This is a genomic window from Alteromonas gracilis (genome assembly GCF_002993325.1).
Classification (GTDB): Bacteria; Pseudomonadota; Gammaproteobacteria; order Enterobacterales; family Alteromonadaceae; genus Alteromonas; species Alteromonas gracilis.
The window spans coordinates 1-2000 of record NZ_PVNO01000007.1 but is presented as its reverse complement, the minus strand read 5'-3'; the positions used below and the strand labels follow the sequence as shown (position 1 = coordinate 2000).

At 46.4% G+C, this 2000-nt stretch carries 1 protein-coding gene; it reads left to right on the top strand.

Annotated elements, in window-relative coordinates; translation table 11 throughout:
• The coding region (locus C6Y39_RS03935) for a right-handed parallel beta-helix repeat-containing protein (protein WP_146128588.1) at positions 1 to 2000 on the top strand (2000 nt) is incomplete at both ends.

The following is a 2000-nucleotide window of genomic DNA, read 5'->3' as shown; positions in this document are numbered from 1 at the left end:
ATGAATGAAGGGGATAACCCTAAAGCGTTAAGCTTCATTTATGATGGCAGTGAAAATAGTGCGACCGGAGGCGTAAATTACTCAGGCTGGTTAAACGGCAGTATTACGACAGGTGGTACACCTACTTCGCAAACCTCGACAGGCGAGCTCGTGCTGATAGACAGTGAAGGTAATGTGGCGCAAACCTACGAAAGTGGAGCAACAATTTATCTTAGCTTGACAGATGTAGATGGTAACGTCAGCACGTCAGACGTTGACAGCATTACGGTATTAGTGACCAGTGAGACAGAAGATACCGGCAATAAACCAAGCCATACTCTGCCAGCTGCTGGGAAGAATAACGTTGGTGATGGCACATTGCGCATTGTGGGCACAGGCTACGATACGCTAACGGAAGCGTGGACCGTCACGGCGGTCAACTCATATTCATTTATCGTCACGGGTAGTGAGTCGGGCTTACAAAGTAGGCAATATGATATCTATGCAAACGATAAAGCCTATGTGACCGACAACAGCGAAGTACGCTTTAAGATAGACGCAGGCACAATTGGGTTTAACACGGGTGATAGTTTCACGTTCTCAACTACCGCGGGTACGATTGTAGGTGAAACCGTTACGCTTACCGAAACGGATGTGGATAGCGGCGTATTTACCGGTAGCATTGCGGTCAATGAAGCGGCGACAGCGGTAGAAGGCGATGGTCTGCTTGATATCCAAACGGGCGACTTGATCACGGCGGTTTATAATGATGCAGCAGGTGATTGGGGTGATGCAGAGCAAGTGCGTACCACGGCGCTGTATGCGGCCACGGTGCTGCCAGGCGCAACGTTAATCAAAGACACGGTGTGGACAAAAGAGAATAGCCCTTACCTTATTACGGGCGATATTACCGTTTCATCAGATGTCACGTTAACCATTATGGCAGGCGTAGAAGTGTTGTTCTTAGCGAATAGTGACGACACATCTGATGGCCAAAACCCTTATGACAGTGAGTTATTGATAGACGGTAACGTGGTTGTCGCGGGCAGCGAAGATGAAAAGGTGATATTGACCAGCAGCAACCGTAACGGCGAAATGGGTGACTGGGGCGGTATTCGTATTAATAGCGGTTCGTTAAGTGCTACGCATATGCGAATGGAATATAGCGACTACGGCATAGAAACGTATAGCATCTACAACGATGACGTATTTAGCGTTACCCATAGTGAATTGGCGAACAACCGCCAAGCACTCAATATTTTTGACACGTACAATGACAGTACGGTGACGGTGTCACACAACCATATTCACGACAACGCCGGTTATGCACTAACGGCTAACTACGGCAACGCAACGTGGGCAATTAACAACAACACCATTGAGAATAATGGTTCAAGTATTTATCTTTACAGTCTTGATGACGTTACGTTGCATGGCAACACCATTACTTACAATGGCAATGGTGGTATACAGCTAGAGTATTTAGATGGTGACGTGGCGATAACGGATAACGTTATCAGTCACAACCAAGGTGAAGGTATTTATGGCTACAGTTATTCGTGGGGTAATAACGCGAATGATTATACGGCGACGGTCACGGGTAATACGGTAAGCGATAACAGTGGCAACGGTATAAGCCTCACGCTAAGTAATCATAACACTATTGATGTAAGTGATAACGTTGTCGATGCCAACAGTGGTTCAGGCATACGTCTTTATAGCGAATCCAATACGACGCGGGCGACGGTGCACAACAATACCATTACGAATAATGGCCAAGATGACTACTACAGCAGTGTTGGTTTGTATATCAGTGGTTACATTGTGCCTTCTATTGTAGGTAACCAAATAGAAGGTAATGGTGCAGGTGTGTTTATCAGCTACTACGAAAACAACGGTAGCGAGGCGTTCGAGATAAGCGGAAATAGCATCATCAATAATGATGATTACGGTATAAGTCTTCACAACTACGCAAACCCAGTCATTAACGGCAACGACATCTACGGTAACGGCGGTTACGC